The sequence below is a fragment of the Streptomyces sp. CB01635 genome (assembly GCF_002803065.1).
In the GTDB taxonomy this organism is placed as follows: Bacteria; Actinomycetota; Actinomycetes; order Streptomycetales; family Streptomycetaceae; genus Streptomyces.
Map to the genome: position 1 here is coordinate 361,065 of NZ_NNBL01000004.1, position 16,921 is coordinate 377,985.

A 16,921-nucleotide genomic window follows, 5' to 3' on the forward strand; every position below is an offset into this window, starting at 1 on the left:
ACGCCGGCCCGCTCACGTCACTCCGCGACCGCGTACGCCTCCACCGACCACAGCGAATAGCCGTACCGCGTGGCCCGCTCGTCGCCCTGGATCCGGACGAAGCGGGTGTCGCGGGCGTCCATGCGGACCGACTCGCGGCCCCCGTGTCCGTCCTTCACGGTCGCGGCCGTGCGCCACGACTTCCCGTCGGCGGACGTCTGGACGCGGTAGCCCTTCGCGTACGCGTCCTGCCAGTGCAGCACCACCTGGCCGAGGCGCACCGGCTTCGCCAGTTCGACCTGCCACCAGGCGCCGTCCTCGGCGGGGGACGACCAGCGGGTCTCCGGGTCGCCGTCGCTCGCGGCGGACGCCGGGAAGTCCGTGGTCTCGTCGGCCGAGGACGAGGGCCTGCCCTCGCGGGCCAGGTCCGGGCCCGCCGTACGCGGGTACGCCCGTACCGACACCGTGCGCGTCGTGCCGGCGAAGCTGACCGGCACGTCGTACGTGCCCGCCGGGGTGCCCTCCGGGACCGTGATGTCGACCGGTGCGCTCACCTGCGTGCCGCGCGGGAGCGAGGCCTGCGCGGGCAGCGTCACCTTGATGCCGTGCGGGCCCTCCGCGCTGAGGCGCCCCTCCACGGAGCCGGGCCGCTGCGGTGTCAGGCGTGCCGTGACCCGCCGCGCGCCGCCGCCGATCTCCGCGTCCAGCTCCGTGCGGGCCAGCTCGAACGAGGCGTCGGGGGAGTCCGCGTACCAGGGGACGACATGGCGCACGGCGCCCTTCGAGGCGCCGGACACCCGGATCGCGTCCGCCCTTACGTCTTTCGGCCTGCGTTCGGTGAACCCGCTGTCGGTGAGCGTGCCGACGGACTTCCAGCCCTCGCCCGGCACATGGACCTGCACGGTGCCGTGGGTGCCGGGGTCGGCCAGGACCGTCACCGCCGTGAGCCGCCGCGCCCGCGGCAGCTTCGCCTCCCCGTCACGCGTCGCGTCCGCGCGACCGGTCCCCGCCCACGCCGCGTACGCCTTCTGCGCCCGGTCGAGGAACGGGTCCAGCACGCCCCTGCCGACGGTGACCTGACGGGATTCCAGACCGGCGCGCCGGCGCTCCAGGAGCCGCGCCGCCCGCCACGCCGCCGCCCCGTCACCGCGGGCCTGCGCGTCCAGCATGTCGACGGCCGTCTCCCCGGCCTCCCCGTACCGCGCCAGCTGGTCGCTCCAGGGCCGCACTTCGGCGTCCAAGGCCGTCGACTTGAGCCGCTCCGGAGCCCGCCGCATCACGGTGAACGCGTCCCGCAGCTTCTTCGCCGCCGCCTCGTACCGCGCGCGGTCGGTGAGCACCTTCGTACGGGAGTCCCAGAAGCCGGAGAGCACCGGCTTCAGATAGGCGGACTCGTCCTCGCCGAGCACGGACGACGCGTCGTTGCCCGCCAGTGCGGCGAGTGCCTCACGGGTGGGCGCGTCACCGCCAGCCAGGTCGTCGAGCGCGGCCTTCCAGGACTCCTGCGGGCGGTAGTCGCGCGGGTTCCACGCGTAGTCCGCCGTCGTGAACAGCGGGATGCGGGAGGCCGCGGGCTGCTCCATCGCGTTGGCGAGCAGAGCCGCCGAACCCATCGCCACCGCGGGCTCGCGACCCGTGTAGGGACCGAGGAAGATGCGGTCCTGCGCGTAGTCGTTGACCGGGTAGTTGTCCATCGTGACGAGGCTGTGCCCGGAGCCGAACGCGGCCCGCGCGCCCGCCAGTTCGCGCCCGGTGATCGTGCGCGGGACCACGCCGATGCCCGTCCACGCCACCTCGACGGAGTCGTCGAGCCCGCCCGCGAGCGCCCCGCGGTACTCCGTCGACCCGTCCTGGTAGAACTCCGTCGGCATCAGCGACAGCGGCCCCGCGCCCGGGTGCCGCGCGGCGAGGTGCCGCGCCACCGCGTTCGCCACGCGCGCCTGCGCCCGCGCCGCCGCCTTCGGCCCCGAGCCGAACGTCCTGGCGTCCGCCTCGCAGTGCCACTCGCTGTACGACACGTCCTGGAACTGGAGCTGGAACGCCCGCACACCGAGCGCCCACATGGCGTCGAGCTTGCGGTTCAGGGCCCTGACGTCGTCGTCCGACGACATGCACATCGCCTGCCCGGGCGCCACGGCCCAGCTCAGCGTCACGTGGTTGGCTCGCGCCCGCTCGGCAAGGGCCCGGAAGTCCGCGCGCTGGTCGGCCGGATACGTCTCGCGCCACCGCGCCTGCCGGTACAGGTCGTCGCCCGGCGCGTACAGATAGCGGTTCTGCTTGGTGCGTCCCATGAAGTCCAGCTGGTCGAGCCGCTGTTCACGGGTCCACGGGGTTCCGTAGAAGCCCTCCGTCATGCCGCGCACGGCCGTCCCCGGCCAGTCGCGCACGACGACCCCGGCGACCTTCCGTCCACTCACCAGCTGCCGGAATGTCTGCACCGCGTGGAACAGGCCGTCGTCACCGACGCCTTCCATGGCGACGGTGTCCCGGCCGTCCGTCCGCCCGGCGGCGAGCCGGTACCCGCCGGACGGCAGGTCCTTGCGGGCCGACGCGCCGAGAGCGCCGAGCGCCGTCTCGAGGCCCTGTCCGCGGCCGGGGCGGGCGTCCGCCGCTCCCCAGCCGTCACCGGACGCGGTCCCGGCGGCGACGGAGCCGATCCGCACCACGAGCGCGGGACCGTCGGGCACGGCCTTCTCGTCGTCGACCTCGGTGATGTGCCGGGCGCCTGCCCCGCGCAGCACGGTGCGCAGCGCGTCCACCGCGTACCGGTCGGCGCCGCGGCCGGTGACGAGGACGACGTCGTCGGTCACGGTCACGGACTCCGCGCCGGAGGCGGTACGCAGCGACTGCGGCCGGGGCCACACCGCGGGCGTTCCCGTGTCGCTGTCCCGGTCACCCGTGGAGAGCGTGGGCCCGGGCGGGGCCGCCACCGCTCCGGAGGCTCCCCCGAGCGCACTGGCGATGACGGCGACAGCGATGGCCGCCGCCCCCTTCCTGTGGCGCCGGAGCTGCACGGCTCACTCCTCGTTGGTCTCGGCTCGGTGGTGGGACCGGTCATAGGTGTCCCAGGGTGGCAACCGAGCCCACCATTTGCCGGGTCAGAGTGTCAACGGGAGTGGCCGTTGTGCCGCAATTGCCCGGCCGGGAGTGGCGGGAGGGGGTGATTCGCGCCGCTCACTGGCCGAGTCCCACCCATGGAACAGAATGTGACCAGTAACACGTTGTCGGGCCGTTCATGTCTGCCGCCGCGTTCGCTGGGTAGAGCTGCCGAGACCGTCGCCCACGAAAAGATCGACGACAAGACCCGCGAAGAACCGCGAAAAGGAGGCCTTCATGGCCGCATCAGCGCACCTTCTGCTCTCGGCCCTGTCCAAACAGGCGGACGTGATCCTGCCCGCCCCCGCCCTGCCGCTGCCGGACGAGTTCGCGTTCGGCGCCGAACTGCCCCTCACCAGCGAGCCGCCCCTCGCCGACACGGAGCCGCTGACCAGCGAGCCCGCCCTCATCGACGTAGCGCCCCTCACGAGCGAGCCGACCCCCTCGGGTCCGGTCGCGGGCCTGGACGCCTCGGGGGTCTAGGTGACGCTGGCCCGGCTCGCCGCGCTGCACGGGATCGCCCCGTCCTACTCGCCGTCGCCCGGCCGCACGGTCGAGGCCCCGGACGCCGCGCTCGTCGCCGTCCTCGCCGCCCTCGGTGTCGACGCGCGCACCCCGGAGTCCGTACGGGACGCGCTGGTCGCGCGCGAGGCGGAGACCGCGGCGTGGCTGCTGCCGCCGACGGTCGTGCTGTGGGCCGGTGAGCCCGCCCCGGCCTGGGCGCGGGAATTACCCGAAGGCGTGACGCTCGAGCTGGCCACCGAGCAGGGTGAACGCGTCGACGACTGGCGGCCACCCGGACCGGTACCCCTCGGCGTCCACCGGCTGCGGGCCACCGCCCCCGACGGGGCAACGGCCGACGCCCACCTGATCGTCGCCCCGCCGCGCGTGCGCACCCCGGGCGAACGCATGTACGGGCTGCTCGTGCAGCTCTACTCCCTCCTGTCGGCGAAATCCTGGGGCATGGGCGACCTCGGTGACCTGGCCGACCTCGCGTCCTGGGCGGGCCGCACCGCCGGCGCCGGGTTCGTGCAGGTCAACCCGCTGCACGCGGCCGTACCCCGCGGAGAAGGGCCCACCGACCCCTCCCCGTACCGCCCGTCGTCCCGCCGCTTCCCCGACCCGGTACACCTGCGCGTCGAGGACATCCCCGAGTACGCCTATCTGCCCGACGCCGACCGCGACCGCGTGCGCGAACTGCTCGCCGAGGCCGCCCGGCTGCGCGACGGCGTCCTGCACAAGGGCGCACTGATCGACCGCGACGCCGTGTGGGACCTCAAGCGCCGCGCCCTCGACCTCGTCGTGCGCGTCCCGCTCAGCCCCGGCCGCCGCGCCGCCTACTGGGACTTCCTCGCCGAGCAGGGCGCGGACCTGGACCACCACGCCACCTGGTGCGCGCTCGCCGAGCGGCACGGCCCCGACTGGCACACCTGGCCCGAGCCTCTGCGCGACCCCGGATCCGGCGAAACGGCAGACGCCCGCACCGAGTTGATGGACCGCGTCGACTTCCACAGCCACCTCGCCTGGCTCACCGACACCCAACTCGCCACCGCCCAGCGCTCCGCGCGCGACGCGGGCATGCCCGTCGGGCTCGTCCACGACCTGGCCGTGGGCGTGCACCCGGAGGGCGCCGACGCCTGGGCCCAGCAGCACATCTTCGCCGCGGGCATGTCCATCGGCGCGCCCCCGGACGCCTTCAACTCCCGCGGCCAGGACTGGGGTCTGCCGCCCTGGCGCCCCGACCGGCTCGCCGCCGCCGGCTACGCCCCCTACCGCGCGCTCCTGCGCGGCCTGTTCGCTCATGCGGGCGCGGTCCGCATCGACCACGTCATGGGCCTGTTCCGGCTGTGGTGGGTGCCGGCCGGACAGCCGCCGACCGAGGGGGCGTACGTCCGCTACGACGCGGAGGCGATGCTCGCCGTACTCGCCCTGGAGGCCGGCCGCGCCGACGCCCTGGTGATCGGCGAGGACCTCGGCACGGTCGAGCCCGGCGTCCGCGAGGCCCTGCACGCGCGCGGCGTGCTCGGTACGTCCGTGCTGTGGTTCGAGCGCGACTGGGACGGCACGGGCCGCCCGGTGCCGCCGGAGCGCTGGCGTACGGACTGCGTGGCCACCGCCACCACCCACGACCTGCCGTCCACCGCGGCCCGGCTGACCGGCGACCATGTACGGCTGCGCGACAGCCTCGGCCTCCTCGGGCGGCCGCTCGCGCGGGAACAGGCCGAGGCCACGGCGGAAGTCGCCGAGTGGACCGCCCTGTTCGCGCGCCTCGGCCTGCTGCCCGGCGGCGGAGGACAGGGCCTGTCCGAGGAGGAGGAGATCCGCGCCGTCCACCGCTTCCTGCTGCTCACCCCGGCCCGCATGGTCGGCGTCTGGCTGCCCGACGCGGTCGGCGACCGGCGCCCGCAGAACCTGCCGGGGACCTCGGACGAGTACCCGAACTGGCGGCTCCCGGTCGCCGACGCCACCGGCCGTCCGGTCACCTTCGAGGAGCTCACGGCCTCGCCGAGGGCGCACGCGCTGATCGAGGTCCTGCGGTCCGGACTGCCCCGTACGGCACCCCCGGGCGCGCGGCCCGTTTAGGTGTTCGCTACGTTTGCACCGTGGACAAGAAGAACGCCCTGCGCGCCGGCGCCCTGGCTGCCGGTACGACGCTGATGATGCTGCTCATGACGTCCCCCGCGCTCGCGCTGGCGCGCGACGACGGTGACGACCCCGGTAAGGGCCTCTCCGTCATCGAGACCCTTGGCCTCTATGTCGTGGCGCCGATCGTGCTGTTCCTGGTGATCGCCGGCCTCGTGATCGTCGGTGACAAGTCCCGCAAGCCGCAGAAGCAGGGCTGACCACCGCCACCTCTCACTCACGTCTTTGTCGAGGGCGTCCTCGTGTGCACCGCGCACCGAGGGCGCCCTCGGTGCGTTCCCGCCCCGTTCCGCGGTCGCTCGGCCGGGGCGTTCTACGGCCGCTCGGCCGTCAGATAGCGCTGGAGGGTCGGCGCCAGCCACTCCACCATCTCGTCGCGGCTGAGCCCGACGGCGGGACCGAAGCGCAGCACGTAGCGGGTGAGCGCGAGACCGAGGACCTGTGACGCGCAGAGCGCGGCCCGCACCGGGGCCTCGGCGGGATCGGCGCAGACGCGCAGGGCGAGCGGCAGCGTCTGCTTCCTGAAGATGTCCTGCATTCGCTCGGCGCCTGCGGTGTTGGTGACGCCGACGCGCAGCAGCGCGGTGAGCACCTCGTTCTCCTCCCACAGGTCGAGGAAGTGCCGTACGAGGGTGCGGCCTATGTCGTCGACCGCGATCTCCTCGGGGTCCGGAAGCCGCAGGTCGAGGTCGATGGCCGCGGCGAAGAGACCCTCCTTGTTGCCGTAGTAGCGCATCACCATCGACGGGTCGATCGCCGCGTCCTTGGCGATGGCGCGGATCGTGGCCCGCTCGTACCCGTCGGCGGCGAAGCGCTCGCGGGCCGCCGCGAGGATCGCGGTGCGGGTGGCGTCCGAGCGGCGTGCCTGCTGGGTGGTTCCTGTCATGCCAACAAACGTAGGCCAACACCTGTTGACAGTCCAGAGCGGGGCGCCTAGGTTTGCCAACAGATGTAGACCAACGCTCGTTGGCCAACAAGTGTTGGCGATGAGCTGCCGGACCCGACCGGACCGAGCTCGCAGGCACCAGGAGGCCACCATGAACGGCACCACTCCTCGCACCGTGATCGTCGTCGGCTCCGGCCCCACCGGCCTGCTCCTGGCCGGCGACCTCGCCGCCGCGGGCGTCCCCGTCACCGTCGTCGAGAAGCGTCCCCACAAGATCAGCAACCTCTCCCGGGCTTTCGTCCTGCACGCCCGCACCCTGGAGCAGCTCGACGCCCGCGGCCTCGCCGACGGCATCGAGGCCAAGGGCCAGGCCCTCGACAGGCTCCAGCTCTTCGGCCGCCTCGCCGTCGACCTGACCGTCCTCCCGTCGCGCTTCCGTCACCTCCTGGTCCTGCCGCAGTACGAGGTCGAGGCCGCGCTCCAGCAGCGCGCCACCGACGCGGGCGTGAAGTTCGCGTACGAGACGGAGGTCACCGGCCTCGCCCAGGACGCGGACGGGGTGACGCTCCAGGTCCGCACGGCCGACGGCGAGTCGACGGCGCTGCGGGCCGCGTACGTCGTAGGCGCCGACGGCATGCGCAGCGCCGTACGCGAGAGCGTCGGGCTCCCCTTCCCCGGCAAGTCCGTCATCCGCTCCGTCGTCCTCGCCGACGTGAAGCTCGCCGAGGAGCCCGAGAACGTCCTCACGGCCAACGCGGTCGGCGATGCCTTCGCCTTCATCGCCCCCTTCGGCGACGGCTACTACCGCATCATCGGCTGGAACCGCGCGCGCAACGTCCCCGAGTCCGCGCCCCTCGGCCTCGACGAGATCAAGGAGGTCACCCGCCTCGCCCTGGGCCGCGACTACGGGATGCACGAGGCACGCTGGATGTCCCGCTTCCACAGCGACGAGCGCCAGGCGCCCGCGTACCGCGTCGGCCGCGTCCTGCTCGCCGGGGACGCCGCGCACGTCCACACCCCGGCCGGCGGCCAGGGCATGAACACCGGCCTCCAGGACGCCGCCAACCTCGGCTGGAAGCTCGCCGCCGTCGTCAACGGGCGTGCGGGAGACGCCCTGTTGGACACCTACGAGGCCGAGCGCCACCCCGTCGGGAAGGCCGTCCTGCGCAGCAGCGGTGGCATCGTCAGGCTCGCGATGGCCAACCGCCCCTGGACGCTTGCGGCCCGCGCCGCCCTCACCGCGTTCCTCGCCCGCGTCCGCCCCGCCCGCACCCGCTTGCTCGGCCAGCTCACCGGCATCGGCGTCGCCTACCCGGCCCCGCGCGGCGCGCACCGCCTCGTCGGCACCCGCGTCCCCGATGTCGCGCTCAAGGAGGGCCGCCTCTACGAGGCCCTGCGTCAGGGCCTGTTCGTCCTGATCGTCCCCGAGGGCGCCCACGACAAGGGTGACCGCTACACCGTCACCCACTGGGCGAGCGACCGCCGCACGGCGCTCCTCGTGCGCCCCGACGGATACGTCGCCTGGGCATCGGACGGCGAGCCGGCGGACGGCGGCGCCATCTCCGCCGGCATGCCGGACAGTATCGACTCGTACTCGTTCCGGGCGTAGGCGGTCGGCCGGCGCCGGGGCATCTGGGGCGGTCCGGCTTCAGGAGGGCTGTGCGCCCGCCATCAACTGACGTAGCAGGTCGGCGAGTTGGCCCGCTGGCGCTCACCGGCTGGCAGCTCACGGCCGGCGGCCTCCTCATCGCCCCGCTCGCCTTCCTCGTCGAGGGCGCGCCCCCGGCTGGACGGCCGGGCCGTCGCGGGTTACGTGTACCTGGCGCTCGCCAATACGACGGTCGCGTACTGGCTGTGGTTCCGCGGCATCGGCCGCCTGACCGCGACGCAGGTCACGTTCCTCGGCCCGCTCTCGCCGCTGACGGCGGCGGTCATCGGCTGGGCGGCGCTCGGGCAGGCGCTGACGCCGGTGCAGCTGGTGGGCATGGCGCTGGCGTTCGGCGCGACGCTGCTGGGCCAGCGCCCGCCCCGGGCCGCCGCTTCACCCGCTTCACGGCCCAACCTTTCAGTTCTACTGAAGAGAAGGAGCAGAAAGTTTCGATGGACCTGATGGGTGGGGGGCTGCGACGGTAGTCGGGTCGTAGCCGGATCACAGCTCAGGAGGGGATACGGGATGGCGGTCCTGGACCGGACAACCACCAGCGCCGAGAAGGCCGCATCGGGAGGTGGAGGAGCAGGAGGGCGCCGCGCCGGCAACGGGCTCGGCACCGGTCTCGCGCTCGCGCTGCTCGCCACGGTGGTCTGGTCGGGCAGCTTCGTCACCTCCCGCGCGCTGCACGACAGCGTGCCCCCGATCCAGCACGCGTTCTGGCGCTGGATCATCGCGATCGCCGCGGTGGCGCCGTTCGCGGCGCGCTCCGCCTGGCGGCAGCGGGCACTGCTCCGCGCCCACCTGCGCTTCCTGTTGCTCGCCGCGATGCTCGGCGTGACCGTCTACAACACGCTCGTCAACCAGGCGGCGATGACGACGTCCGCCGGGAACATGGGCATGATCATGGCCGCGTCGCCCGTCCTGATGGCGGCGTACGAACGCCTCGGCGGGGTGCGGCTCGGGGCCCGCCGGGTGACCGGCACGGTCATCGCGTGCGCGGGGGTCCTGCTTCTGGTCAGCAAGGGCTCCCTGGCGCCGGACTTCACGGCGGGCGACCTGTGGGTGGTCGCGGCGGCGGTCTGCTTCGGCTCGTACAGCGCGCTGCTGCGGCGCCGGCCGGCGGAGATCGGCGGGCCCGCGTTCCTCTTCGCGACGTTCGTGCTCGGCGCGCTGATGCTGCTGCCGGTGTTCCTCGTCAGCCTCGCCGTCCAGGGCGGCTTCGAGCCGACGGCGGCGACGGTCTCGCCCCTCCTGTACGTGGGTGTGGTGTCGTCCGCCGTCGCGTTCCTCGCGTGGAACAAGGCGATCGCCCAGATCGGCGCGGCCCGCGCCGGCGTCATCTACTACCTCCAGCCGGTGTGCGTGGCCCTGCTCTCGTACGCGGTCCTCGGCGAGGCCATGGGCGGGCTGCAGATCGCGTGCATGGCGCTGATCCTGGCGGGGGTGGCCCTCGGCTCCGCGACCCGGGGCGAGACCCGGATACGTTGACCCCATGCGCGCCACCGACTGGGACATCAAGAAGCTCGCGATCCTGCGGGCCCTGCGGGACCGGGGGACCGTCACGGCCACCGCGCAGGCGCTGCTCATGACCCCGTCGGCCGTGTCGCAGCAGCTGACCAACCTGGCGAAACAGCTCGGCGTGCCGCTCCTGGAGGCGCACGGGCGGCGTGTACGCCTCACCGACGCCGCCCACCTCGTCCTGCGGCACGCCGAAGCCGTGTTCGCCCAACTGGAGCGAGCCGACGCGGAGTTGGACGCGTATCTGCAGGGCGAGTCGGGGGAGGTGCGGGTCGCCGCGTTCTCCACCGCCGTGCCCGCCCTGGTGGTGCCCGCCGTACGTGCCCTGCGCACCGCCCACCCCGGGATCGCGGTCCGCGTGCGCGAGGCCGAGGCCGCGGAGGCGTACGAGCTGCTCTCGGCCGGTGACGTGGACCTGGCCCTGTCGCTCGCCGCGCACGCGCCCACCGCGCGGGACCCCAAGTTCACGCGGATGCCGCTGCTCGCCGACCCGCTCGACGTGGCCCTGCCCACCGGGCATCCGCTGGCGGGAGCGGCGGGCCCGCGCCTGGCCGAGCTGGCCGGCGAGCACTGGATCTTCGGCGGTTCCGGACCCTGGTCGGAGATCACGCGGGCCGCGTGCGAGGCCGCCGGGTTCGTACCCGAGCAGGCGCACAGCGCGGCCGGCTGGACGGCGATCCTGGCGATGGTCGAGGCGGGGATGGGTATCGCCCTGGTCCCGCGCATGGCGGCGGCGGGCCGAGAGGGCGTCGTGATGTGCGCGCTGGGCGAGGACCGGCCGGTCAGGCACGTGGTGGCGGCGGTGCGCAGCGGGTCGGAGGAGGCGCCGGCGGTGTCGAGGGTGCTGGAAGCCCTGAGGGAAGCCGCGGCGGAACGCTGATGTCAGGACCCGACCATTCAGTTCACCTGAACGTACTTGTCGAAAAGTTTCGATGGACCTAAGCGCTCGGCGGGTCCGACAGTGGACGTATGACGACATCTGATGCCACGCCGCTCGAAGCCCACGGGGACCCGCACGCCAACGACGCCGCCCCCTACGCCGGCGGCGACCCGTACGCCGACTACCGCCACTTCGGCGACACCGAGAGCTACGCGGAGCTGGTGGACCTCGCCGACCGGCGCCTGGGCGCGGGAGTCATCGCCGCGAACGACGAGTTCTTCGCCCAGCGCGAGAACCTCCTCGTCCGCGAGCCCGCGGTGTTCGACCCCGAGCACTTCGGGCACAAGGGCAAGATCATGGACGGCTGGGAGACCCGCCGCCGCCGCGGCACCGCCGAGTCCCCCTTCCCCGCGCCCGAGGACCACGACTGGGCGATCGTCCGGCTCGGCGCGCCCGGCGTGATCCGCGGCATCGTCGTGGACACCGCGCACTTCCGCGGCAACTACCCGCAGCGCATCAGCGTCCAGGCGGCGTGCGTGGAAGGCTCCCCGAGCCCCGAGGACGTCACCGCGGCCGACGTGAAGTGGGAGGAGCTGATCGCCCCGACGCCGGTGCGCGGCCACGCGGCCAACGGCTTCACGATCACGTCGGAACGCCGCTACACGCACCTCCGCCTCTGCCAGCACCCCGACGGCGGTGTGGCCCGCCTGCGCGTGCACGGCGAGGTGGTCCCGGACCCCGAGTGGCTCGACCTGCTCGGCACGTTCGACCTGCTCTCGGTCCTCAACGGCGGTACGTACGAGGACGCGTCCGACAAGTTCTACTCCTCGCCGACGCAGATCATCCTGCCCGGCACGTCCCGCAAGATGGACGACGGCTGGGAGAACCGCAGGCGCCGGGTGCACGGCACGAACGACTGGGTCCGCTTCCGCCTCGCCGCGCAGGGCGCGATCCGCGCGGTGGAGATCGACACGGCGTACCTGAAGGGAAACTCGGCCGGCTGGATCGCCCTGAGCGGCCGCAACGGAGACACGGGCGAGTGGTTCGAAATCATCCCCCGCACCCGCCTCCAGCCCGACACCCTCCACCGCTTCAAACTCGCCGCCCAGGCCGTAGCCACCCACGTACGCCTGGACGCCTTCCCGGACGGCGGCGTAGCCCGGATGCGCCTGCACGGCTCCCTGACGGAAACGGGCCGCGACGCCCTGCGGGACCGCTACGGCCGCACCGAGGCCTGACCGACGGAGCGCGGCGGGGCATCCACTCGGCCCCGCCGCGTCGCACGGCGTCGGAGCCACCAGGTGCGCAGTCACAGGAGATGCATCCCGCCGAGTGCGGCGACGACTGCCGCGGCGTCGAGGTTCCGCGTCCATGAGTGATCAGGTCCCAGGCCGCCGACTGCCCGGGCGAAGAGGGTCACGTCGGCCGGCAGGGTGACCGCCGCGAGGAACAGAAGACACAGAGCTGTGCCCACGTCAGCACCACGCTGTACGTGCGCACGGCCCGGCGCTCGTGCTCGGGGAGCTCCCGGCTGGGATCGGCCCCGCCCGCCGGTTCCCCTCGCCGCCGCCCAGGAACTCATCGAGGTCGCCCCGGGCATCGTCGACACCTGGACGTCGTACGACGCGCGTGAACTCGGCGCCGCCGAACTTGCCGCCACCGTCGGCAACTCCGTCTCCCTCGGCATCTCCGCCCGCCGCGCCCCGCTGCGCGCCGCGGCCATGCTGCGGGGCGCCCTGGGCGAGCGGCCGGCGCCCGCGGACGCGGCCGTCGCGGCCCGGCTCGACGGCCTGGTCGGAGAGTGGTGCGAGGACACGGAGCGCCAGTACGAGCCCCGCTGGGTGCCGCTGACGGCGCAGACGAACCTGCACATGCAGACCATGCTCGCGATCGCCCGCGAACTGGCCTGAGGACGCGGCAAAAGGGGAGGGGCGTCCCGCACGTGGCGGGGCGCCCCTCGTGGACCAGGCGGTGACGGACTACGCGTCAGCCCCCTGCGCCCGCAGCGCACGCTCCACGCCCGCCCGCGATTCCGACACCAGGCGGCGCAGGGCCGCGTTCGGTTCGGCTGTGGTGAGCCAGGATTCCGTTGCGTCCAGGGTGGGCTGGGAGATCTGGATCGCCGGGTACAGGCCGATCGCCACCTGCTGGGCCATCTCGTGGGAGCGGGACTCCCAGACGTCCTTCACCGCGGCGAAGTACTTCTCCGTGTACGGGGCGAGAAGGTCGCGCTGGTCGGTCTGGACGAAGCCGGCGATAACCGCTTCCTGGACCGCGTTCGGGAGCTTGTCGGACTCGACGACCGACGCCCAGGCCTCCGCCTTCGCCTCGGCGGTGGGGCGCGCCGCGCGGGCCGTCGCCGCGTGGCGCTCGCCCGCCGCGGTCCGGTCCCGCTCGTACTCCGCCGCGATCTCCGGCTCGTCGTAGCGGCCGACCGCAGCGAGCCGCTCCACGAACGCCCACCGCAGCTCCGTGTCGACGGCCAGGCCCTCGATGGTCTGCGTGCCTTCGAGGAGCGCCTCGAGCAGGTCCAGCTGCTCCGGCGTGCGGGCCGTCGCCGCGAACGCGCGGGCCCACGCCAGCTGGTGGTCGCTGCCCGCCTCCGCCGCCCGCAGGTGCGCCAGCGTCGCCTCGGTCCAGCTCGCCAGCGCCCCGTCGCGTCCCACGGGGGCCGCGTACAGGTCGATGGCCAGCTTCACCTGGCGGTGCAGGGACTGCACGACGCCGATGTCGGACTCCTTGCCGATGCCCGAGAGGACCAGCTCCAGGTAGGCGCTGGTGGGCAGTTCGGCGTCGCGCGTCATGTCCCAGGCGGAGGCCCAGCACAGGGCGCGCGGCAGGGACGACTCGAAGTCGCCGAGGTGCTCGGTGACGAACGCGAGCGACTCCTCGTCCAGGCGGACCTTCGCGTACGACAGGTCGTCGTCGTTGAGGAGGATCACGTCCGGGCGGCGCTTGCCGGCCAGCTGCGGGACCTGGGTCAGCTCGGTGGCAGTGACGTCCAGCTCGACGCGCTCCACGCGCACCAGCTTGCCGCTGTCGTCGTCGAGGTCGTAGAGGCCGATCGCGATGCGGTGCGGGCGCAGCGTCGGCTCGCCCTTGGCGCCGGCGGGGAGCGCGGGCGCCTCCTGCTGGATGGCGAAGGACGTGATGACGCCGGTCGCGTCCGTCTCGATCTGCGGGCGCAGGATGTTGATGCCGGCCGTCTGGAGCCAGGCCTTCGCCCACGCGGTCAGGTCGCGCCCGCTGGTCTCCTCCAGCGCGCCGAGCAGGTCGGACAGGCGCGTGTTCCCGTACGCGTGGCGCTTGAAGTACGCCTGCACGCCCTGGAAGAACTCGTCCATGCCGACGTACGCGACGAGCTGCTTGAGGACGCTGGCGCCCTTGGCGTACGTGATGCCGTCGAAGTTGACGAGGACGTCGTCGAGGTCGCGGATCTCGGCCATGATCGGGTGCGTGGAGGGCAGCTGGTCCTGCCGGTACGCCCATGTCTTCATGGAGTTGGCGAACGTCGTCCACGAGTGCGGCCAGCGGCTGTCCGGCGAGTACGCCTGGCAGGCGATCGACGTGTAGGTGGCGAACGACTCGTTCAGCCAGAGGTCGTTCCACCACTCCATCGTCACGAGGTCGCCGAACCACATGTGGGCCAGCTCGTGCAGGATCGTCTCCGCACGCACCTCGTACGCCGCGTCCGTCACCTTCGAACGGAACACGTACTGGTCGCGGATGGTGACCGCGCCCGCGTTCTCCATCGCGCCCGCGTTGAACTCCGGCACGAAGAGCTGGTCGTACTTGGCGAAGGGGTACGCGTAGTCGAACTTCTCCTGGAACCAGTCGAAGCCCTGCCGCGTGACCTCGAAGATCGCGTCCGAGTCGAGGAACTCGGCGAGCGAGGGCCGGCAGTAGATGCCGAGCGGCACGGACTGCCCGCCCGGGCCCTCGTACGAGGAGTGCACCGAGTGGTACGGGCCGACGATCAGAGCCGTGATGTACGTGGAGATGCGCGGCGTCGGCTCGAAGTGCCAGACGTCGTCCTTCGGCTCCGGAGACGGGGAATTGGAGATGACCGTCCAGCCCGTCGGCGCCTTCACGGTGAACTGGAAGGTGGCCTTGAGGTCCGGCTGCTCGAAGGAGGCGAAGACGCGGCGCGCGTCCGGGACCTCGAACTGCGTGTACAGATAGGCCTGCTGGTCGACCGGGTCGACGAAGCGGTGCAGACCCTCACCCGTGTTGGTGTACGCGCAGTCGGCGACGACCCGCAGCTCGTTCGGCCCCGCCTCCAGGTGCTTGAGCTCGATCCGCGAGTCGCGGAACACGGCGGCGACGTCCAGCGAATGCCCGTTCAGGACGACCTCGTGGACCGCCGGGGCGACCAGGTCGATGAACGTGTGGGCACCCGCTTCGGCGCTCTCGAACCGCACGCTGGTCACGGACCGGTAGGTGCCGCCCTCCTGCGCTCCCGAGAGGTCAAGATCGATCTCGTACGACTCGACATCGAGCAGTTTCGCCCGCTGCTGCGCCTCTTCACGGGTCAGATTGGTGCCAGGCACGCGGTCATCTCCTAGATCCGGTCTACGTTTGTGACGTTCCGGTCATCCTTCCACGAGGGAAGCGGAGAGCGCGATGTCCGTTTTCCGCCGGTGAACCCGCGCGCGCGGGACGAGCCTTGCGTACATGACCACGTACACGGCACAGCCCATCGCACCGGCCACCCTCAAGGAACTGCGGGACACCGACGACGCGGGCCGCCCCTGCGTCGCGTTCACCGCCACCGACGACGCGGCGGTCGGGTCCCCGCTGCGCTGCTGTCTGCGCTCCGTCGAGCCCGGCGAGCGGATCGCGCTCGTCTCGTACGCCCCGCTGCGGCGTTGGAGCGAGGCCACGGGCGCGCACCCGGGCGCGTACGACGAGCAGGGACCGGTCTTCGTCCACGCCGACGACTGCGAAGGGCCGGCGCCGGACGCCGGCGGCTACCCCTTCGACCGGCCCGGCGCCCTGCGCACCGTGCGCCGCTACAACGCCGAGGGGCACATCGTCGGCGGGCGCCTCCTGGAGATCCCGCAGGACGCGACGGCCGGCTTCGACGCGGCGTTCGCCGAGGCGTTCGGCGACCCGCACGTGGCGCTCGTCCACGTGCGGGCCCTGGAGTACGGCTGCTTCCAGTTCGAGGTGCGCAGGCCGCAGTCGTAGAACGGCCGCGGGTCCGGAAGGTGCGGGCGTCCGGAAGGGGGCGGCCGTCAGCCCTTGAGCTCGGCCGCCACCAGCTCCGCGATCTGCACCGCGTTCAGCGCGGCGCCCTTGCGGAGGTTGTCGTTCGAGACGAACAGCGACAGACCGTTCTCCACGGTCTCGTCACCGCGGATGCGGCCCACGTACGAGGCGTCCTGGCCCGCGGCCTGGAGCGGCGTCGGGATGTCGGAGAGCTCGACGCCGGGGGCGCCGGACAGGAGCTCCGTGGCGCGCTCGACGGAGAGCGGACGGGCGAAGCGGGCGTTGATCTGCAGCGAGTGCCCGGAGAAGACCGGGACGCGCACGCAGGTGCCGGAGACCTTGAGGCCCGGGATCTCGAGGATCTTGCGGGACTCGTTGCGGAGCTTCTGCTCCTCGTCCGTCTCGTTCAGGCCGTCGTCGACGATGGCACCGGCCAGCGGCAGCACGTTGAACGCGATGGGGCGCTTGTAGACCTGGGGCTCGGGGAACTCCACCGCGGAGCCGTCGTGCGTGAGCTTGTCCGCCTCGGCGACGACCTTCTGCGCCTGGCCGTGCAGCTCGGCGACGCCCGCGAGACCGGAGCCGGAGACCGCCTGGTAGGTGGCGACGACCAGCGCTTCGAGGCCGGCCTCCTCGTGCAGCGGACGCAGGACCGGCATCGCGGCCATCGTCGTGCAGTTCGGGTTGGCGATGATGCCCTTGGGGCGGTTCGCGATCGCGTGCGGGTTGACCTCGGAGACGACCAGGGGGACCTCGGGGTCCTTGCGCCAGGCCGACGAGTTGTCGATCACGACCGCGCCCTGCGCGGCGACCTTCTCGGCGAGCGCCTTGGAGGTGCTGCCACCCGCGGAGAAGATGACGATGTCGAGGCCCGTGTAGTCGGCCGTCGAGGCGTCCTCCACCGTCACACCGTCGATGACCGTCCCGGCCGAGCGGGCCGAGGCGAACAGGCGCAGCTCGTCGACCGGGAAGTCCCGCTCGACGAGGATCTTGCGCACGACCGTGCCGACCTGACCGGTGGCTCCGACGATTCCGACCTTCACAGGGTTTTCCTCCG

General features: G+C 72.8%; 14 protein-coding genes and 1 pseudogene. 10 read left to right on the top strand and 5 right to left on the bottom strand.

The annotated features are described in order from the left end of the window. Positions 1 to 17: 17 nt before the first annotated feature. Positions 18 to 2,993 (bottom strand): beta-N-acetylglucosaminidase domain-containing protein, encoded by a 2,976-nt coding sequence (locus CG723_RS16600; protein WP_100594169.1) that lies wholly within the window; start codon positions 2,991 to 2,993, stop codon positions 18 to 20. Positions 2,994 to 3,312: 319 nt separating this feature from the next. Here CG723_RS16600 and CG723_RS16605 point away from each other — a divergent pair, with 319 nt between their 5' ends. From CG723_RS16605 to CG723_RS16615, 3 genes are read left to right on the top strand one after another with little or no spacing between them, the layout of a single operon-like run. Then, complete coding sequence (locus CG723_RS16605) at positions 3,313 to 3,558, top strand: hypothetical protein (protein ID WP_100594170.1); 246 nt, start codon at positions 3,313 to 3,315, stop codon at positions 3,556 to 3,558. Next, a complete protein-coding gene (gene malQ, locus CG723_RS16610; RefSeq protein WP_100594171.1) occupies positions 3,559 to 5,658 on the top strand; it encodes a 4-alpha-glucanotransferase in 2,100 nt (699 codons plus the stop codon). Positions 5,659 to 5,678: 20 nt separating this feature from the next. After that, a complete protein-coding gene (locus CG723_RS16615; RefSeq protein ID WP_100594172.1) occupies positions 5,679 to 5,918 on the top strand; it encodes a hypothetical protein in 240 nt (79 codons plus the stop codon). A 113-nt stretch (positions 5,919 to 6,031) separates the two neighbouring features. Here the strand turns inward: CG723_RS16615 and CG723_RS16620 are convergent, their stop codons facing one another. Next, positions 6,032 to 6,604 carry a TetR/AcrR family transcriptional regulator gene (locus CG723_RS16620; protein WP_100594173.1) on the bottom strand — a complete coding sequence of 191 codons (573 nt, stop codon included), beginning with the start codon at positions 6,602 to 6,604 and terminating at the stop codon, positions 6,032 to 6,034. 151 nt (positions 6,605 to 6,755) lie between these two features. On the opposite strand from CG723_RS16620, the gene CG723_RS16625 reads away from it, so the two are divergent. The 5 genes and pseudogenes from CG723_RS16625 (at position 6,756) to alc (ending at position 11,891) form a co-directional block, all read left to right on the top strand. Next, positions 6,756 to 8,213, top strand: coding sequence for an FAD-dependent monooxygenase (locus tag CG723_RS16625; RefSeq protein WP_100594174.1), 1,458 nt, complete (start codon positions 6,756 to 6,758; stop codon positions 8,211 to 8,213). Between the two features lie 86 nt (positions 8,214 to 8,299). After that, a pseudogene (locus CG723_RS16630) lies at positions 8,300 to 8,737 on the top strand (DMT family transporter); the annotation flags it as partial. Positions 8,738 to 8,777: 40 nt separating this feature from the next. After that, positions 8,778 to 9,743: a DMT family transporter gene (locus CG723_RS16635; protein WP_100594175.1), complete on the top strand. Its 966-nt coding sequence runs from the start codon at positions 8,778 to 8,780 to the stop codon at positions 9,741 to 9,743. 4 nt (positions 9,744 to 9,747) lie between these two features. Continuing rightward, on the top strand, positions 9,748 to 10,653 hold the full coding sequence (locus tag CG723_RS16640) for a LysR family transcriptional regulator (RefSeq protein WP_100594176.1): 906 nt from the start codon (positions 9,748 to 9,750) through the stop codon (positions 10,651 to 10,653). Between the two features lie 89 nt (positions 10,654 to 10,742). Continuing rightward, the gene (alc, locus tag CG723_RS16645; protein WP_100594177.1) at positions 10,743 to 11,891 is read left to right on the top strand and encodes an allantoicase; all 1,149 of its coding nucleotides are present in this window, start codon (positions 10,743 to 10,745) and stop codon (positions 11,889 to 11,891) included. Between the two features lie 71 nt (positions 11,892 to 11,962). Here the strand turns inward: alc and CG723_RS46215 are convergent, their stop codons facing one another. Further along, positions 11,963 to 12,127, bottom strand: a complete 165-nt coding sequence (locus CG723_RS46215; RefSeq protein WP_159032466.1) for a hypothetical protein — start codon at positions 12,125 to 12,127, stop codon at positions 11,963 to 11,965. Between CG723_RS46215 and CG723_RS16650 the strand changes: the two genes are divergently transcribed. Beyond that, positions 12,120 to 12,563, top strand: a complete 444-nt coding sequence (locus CG723_RS16650; RefSeq protein WP_100594178.1) for a hypothetical protein — start codon at positions 12,120 to 12,122, stop codon at positions 12,561 to 12,563. The two genes, CG723_RS46215 and CG723_RS16650, sit on opposite strands and share 8 nt — an antisense overlap. Positions 12,564 to 12,632: 69 nt before the next feature. On the opposite strand, the gene pepN is transcribed toward CG723_RS16650, so the two are convergent. Continuing rightward, positions 12,633 to 15,203: an aminopeptidase N gene (gene pepN, locus CG723_RS16655; RefSeq protein WP_100594179.1), complete on the bottom strand. Its 2,571-nt coding sequence runs from the start codon at positions 15,201 to 15,203 to the stop codon at positions 12,633 to 12,635. A gap of 124 nt (positions 15,204 to 15,327) precedes the next feature. Between pepN and CG723_RS16660 the strand changes: the two genes are divergently transcribed. Then, a complete protein-coding gene (locus tag CG723_RS16660; RefSeq protein WP_100594180.1) occupies positions 15,328 to 15,843 on the top strand; it encodes a DUF1203 domain-containing protein in 516 nt (171 codons plus the stop codon). 47 nt (positions 15,844 to 15,890) lie between these two features. Here the strand turns inward: CG723_RS16660 and CG723_RS16665 are convergent, their stop codons facing one another. After that, entirely contained in the window at positions 15,891 to 16,907 is a 1,017-nt protein-coding gene (locus tag CG723_RS16665; protein WP_100594181.1) for an aspartate-semialdehyde dehydrogenase, read from the bottom strand. Positions 16,908 to 16,921 lie beyond the last annotated feature (14 nt).